Source organism: Microcystis sp. LE19-10.1B (assembly GCF_027530565.1).
Lineage (GTDB): Bacteria > Cyanobacteriota > Cyanobacteriia > Cyanobacteriales > Microcystaceae > Microcystis > Microcystis aeruginosa.
Genome location: NZ_JAPZQM010000570.1, coordinates 1 through 3,740 on the forward strand (window position 1 = coordinate 1; position 3,740 = coordinate 3,740).

The window sequence follows — 3,740 nt, forward strand, 5'->3', positions numbered from 1 at the left end:
GAACCCTTATAGAGAAAGGCATTTAGCGATTTTTGTCAATTGTTTTTGCTCTAGAGCGAACTAATCAATTAAGTCTCTTGCCAGATAAGGATTTAGTCGATTTATGCCCCCTATCGAACCATACCAAGTAACGAAGAACCATTTTGACAAGACAGAGCAAAGACGTTTGACTCCTATGCAAGTGCTTAAAATTAGAAATTAATTGCTGGCTCCCGTCAGTCAATAATACCAAATCCTGTTATCAGAAAACGAGTAAAGACGAGGAGATAAATAGTGCGTGAGGATGTCTTAATGAAAATTACCCTGAACCTACCGGATAACCTCAGCCAAGCCGAAACCTTTAACCAGGGCGACTGGCTCCGGGAGATTGCCATTGCGCTGTTTCAGCAAGAGCGGATTTCCCTGAGTCGCGCCAGTAAAATTGCCGGGATGGAAGTCATGGACTTTCAAAAACTGCTGGCAGATCGCGGTATTTGTGTTCACTACGATGTAGAAGACTTTGAGCAGGATGTTCAGCATCTGCGCGATCGAGGCTGGCTATGATCGTGGTCAGCGATACCTCCGCCCTTGCCAATCTGGCGATCGTCGATCATCTCTGGTTGCTAGAGTCAATTTACCAAACCGTTATCATTCCAGACGTTGTTGCTAGGGAACTAGCAGCCGCAAGCAATCCCATCATTCCAGCCATTCTCCAAGCCGGCTGCATTCAACCCCAACCCCTCACCAACTCCGAACTCGTTAACCAGCTTCAGCAAGAACGAGGATTGGATGCTGGAGAAGCGAATGCAATAGCCTTGGCACTTGAGCTGCAAGCTGATGATCTGCTCATCGATGAACGCTTGGGGCGGCAAGAAGCCCTGCGGCTAGGGCTGTCTATCATTGGTATTCTGGGCATTCTGCTCGTTGCCAAACAAAAAAGCCTCATCCCTCAAGTTCAACCTGTTATGGATGCCTTGATCAGCCAAGCTGGTTTTCGTGTCAGTTCCCAGCTATATCAGCGTGTCTTAGCTTTGGCTCAAGAACCTTAGTAAAGGATAAGCCAAGATGGTCTGTGGAGTCGGTATCGATCGAAACTATCGTTTCCCATACCAATATCTTGATATTGCCCTTAGATTCTTGTTGATTGAGATGGAAACAAAACGCTACAAGTAAGTACAGTATGAATGATAATTTCACGCTAAAAAATCTTTACAGAAGCCCCCGACAATTGAACGAATCGAATAATTATAAATTTTTGTCAAGAGGTGCGGTCAGATCGAAGAATCGTCGCTAGAATCCTAGAAAACTTCTGTTATTTCAGCCTATTGTCAGAAATTTAGTTAAACAAGGTTTTTGACAATATGCTAATCTGGCTAACACGCTTTTGGGCGTGATATACGGAAAAGTTCGGGCGATTGCGCCCAAATGGGGTGATATGCCGAAAGTTGACCCATATCGTTACCCCAGAGAGTGTTATACAGAAAGTTTCTGTATAATCCCTAGTTAGCCAGACGAAGCGAGTGTACCGCTAGGATGTGGGCTATATGATTGGAGTGTCAAAATGACGAGAAAGACAATTGTCCTCATTGCAGCCTTCGTTGCTCTAGGTACTGCCACCGTTGGACTCGTGACGGCAATTGTTACCCAGCGAGGACTGATTCTCCCCCTAAATATCTTGGATTTACTTTCCATTAAATTCACCACTTCGGAGATGATTGATAGTTGGTTTGGCTTGGCTGGACATAATAAGTTAATCAGTCCTTCGGAATTAGGTGAACCGCTCAAGTCATTTAGAAACCAATGGGCAAAAACTAATCCCACTGTCACCCCTTTTCTGGGACTGTGGCATAATGATGGTGACGGTTTTCAAAGTTTACATGAAGCTTATTTTTTGAGTATTTTTCCCTCTCAGGTGCAGGGGCAAGTCTGTGTTTTAGAATACAAAGACCGTGGTTTGCTGGATGTTTCGATTCTTTCATTGTCAACGGCAAAGGTGATCAGTGGTCAACTCCTCAGTAGCCGTTTGCGGGCGGATAAATCTACCATTGTGCAAAAAGACTTCTACAATGGTTATCCTGTAGAAGGTTATCCTGTAGAAATTTTGCCTGTTTTAGATGGGCAAAATGAAATCTATATTTTTTCCTCCCGATCCCCGCCCCAGTTACCCCCTGGTTTTCCTGAAGATTTGACATCTAAGGTAAAGCAGGAACTGTCGGATCGAGGTTGTACAATGGACTAGATGTTAGCGATCGCCATCGCCTCGTAGGTTGGGTTGAGCGAAACAATACTGGGTCGAAAATAGATCAATTCGCTTGAAAAAGCGAAACCCAACCACCCCAAAGGTTACTCTTGGTTGGGTTTCCTTACGTCAACCCAACCTACAATAATTGCTGCTCTCGTAGTGGACTGTTTCAGTGCGATGCCGAAGGCACTGCGTAGCAGATCGCCATCGCCGTAGGGTGCGTTCCCTAAGGTGGCTCCTACTGCTCCAGCGCTCGATTTTGGGGAACGCACCATGCACATTGATTGAAACTGTGGGTTTAAGTGCGATACCGAAGGCACTGGGTAGCAGTACGCTGACGAGGGTACGCTAATCAAATGTAATGCGCCATATTTTCATTGGTGAGGCCAGCAGAGTTGGGGGTGATATGATGAGAAAAGAGCGGCCACTCAACACCATTTGGAGCTAATCAAAACTATGTCACTGTATCCTGATCAGGAACCCGCAATTACTCGAACAGAGCGTGGTTTAACAATTTCTGGCACAAGAATAACCTTGTATCAAATAATGGACTATATTCACGCCAATTACCCTCGTCATTTAATCCGCCATCAATTCTATCTAACTGATGAGCAGTTTGATGCAGCCATCTCTTATATTGACGCTCACTACAAAGAAGTAGAGTCAGAGTATCAAATAGTTGTGCGGCAAGCAGCAGAAATTCGAGATTATTGGAATGAGCGTAACCAAGAACGTATTGCTAATATTTCTAAGTTGCCGCCCAAGCCTGAATATACTTCTGCTTGGCAAAAATTGCAAGCGCGTAAAGCCAAACGAGCAGCAATAAGCCAGTGATTTTTCTAATCGATCACAATTATTGAAGGGCAATCGCTCATACTTTTTGGCAGTATTACTTCTGAAGGGTGGCTTGAAACATTACCAATTCGTTTTATTTCATTTGATGAAGTTGAATTACCAATTAACAGCAGTGATAGAGTGGTCTGGAGGTTTGCTCAAGAGAATCAAATGATTTTGCTAACCGCCAACCGTAGTATGAAGGGTGAAGATTCTTTAGAGCAGGTAATTCGAGAAGAATGTTTACCAACTTCTTTGCCTGTGGTTACGTTTGCAAATGTTGATCGGATTATTGAACGAGAATATCGAGAAGAATGTGTTGATCGCTTGATTGAAATTGCTCTTTACCTTGAAAATTATTTAGGCGTGAGTCGTCTGTTTATTCCATAGCAAATGTCTAACTTTGCCGTTAGGCGGCTTCGTCTATCTGTGAAGGCGTAGCCCCAGTGCGATGTCGAACGCAATCTTGTAGGGTGCGTTCCCTAAGGTGGCTCCTACTGTTCCAGCGATCGATTTTGGGGAACTCACCATGCACATTGATTAAAACGCAACATCTCAATAAATGCTGGTAAGGAAGCCGAAGTCAACCTAGAAAATGAACCCGCACTCGTGAGAAAGCATCGACTTAGGTTGCACTGAGGAAGAAAATCTGCTTTAACTAAGGATATGCTTCTTCCCATCGAGA

At 44.2% G+C, this 3,740-nt stretch carries 5 protein-coding genes and 2 pseudogenes; 6 read left to right on the forward strand and 1 reads right to left on the reverse strand.

Annotation, left to right across the window (positions count from 1 at the left end):
• The 4 genes and pseudogenes from O9332_RS28170 to O9332_RS20725 all read left to right on the forward strand — a co-directional run.
• A pseudogene (locus O9332_RS28170) lies at positions 1–202 on the forward strand (hypothetical protein); the annotation flags it as partial.
• 89 nt (positions 203–291) lie between these two features.
• Positions 292–543, forward strand: a complete 252-nt coding sequence (locus O9332_RS20715) for a UPF0175 family protein (RefSeq protein ID WP_043995814.1) — start codon at positions 292–294, stop codon at positions 541–543.
• Positions 540–1,028 carry a PIN domain-containing protein gene (locus O9332_RS20720; RefSeq protein ID WP_002760647.1) on the forward strand — a complete coding sequence of 163 codons (489 nt, stop codon included), beginning with the start codon at positions 540–542 and terminating at the stop codon, positions 1,026–1,028. The genes O9332_RS20715 and O9332_RS20720 overlap by 4 nt, the downstream gene beginning before the upstream one ends.
• A gap of 512 nt (positions 1,029–1,540) precedes the next feature.
• Positions 1,541–2,218, forward strand: coding sequence for a hypothetical protein (locus tag O9332_RS20725; RefSeq protein ID WP_002760645.1), 678 nt, complete (start codon positions 1,541–1,543; stop codon positions 2,216–2,218).
• A gap of 104 nt (positions 2,219–2,322) precedes the next feature.
• Here O9332_RS20725 and O9332_RS20730 read toward each other — a convergent pair whose 3' ends face one another.
• The gene (locus O9332_RS20730; RefSeq protein ID WP_002760643.1) at positions 2,323–2,502 is read right to left on the reverse strand and encodes a hypothetical protein; all 180 of its coding nucleotides are present in this window, start codon (positions 2,500–2,502) and stop codon (positions 2,323–2,325) included.
• A 175-nt stretch (positions 2,503–2,677) separates the two neighbouring features.
• Here O9332_RS20730 and O9332_RS20735 point away from each other — a divergent pair, with 175 nt between their 5' ends.
• Both O9332_RS20735 and O9332_RS20740 read left to right on the forward strand, forming a co-directional pair.
• Positions 2,678–3,055 carry a DUF433 domain-containing protein gene (locus O9332_RS20735; protein ID WP_002760641.1) on the forward strand — a complete coding sequence of 126 codons (378 nt, stop codon included), beginning with the start codon at positions 2,678–2,680 and terminating at the stop codon, positions 3,053–3,055.
• Positions 3,052–3,445, forward strand: a pseudogene (locus tag O9332_RS20740) (DUF5615 family PIN-like protein). The gene O9332_RS20735 and the pseudogene O9332_RS20740 overlap by 4 nt, the downstream one beginning before the upstream one ends.
• Positions 3,446–3,740 lie beyond the last annotated feature (295 nt).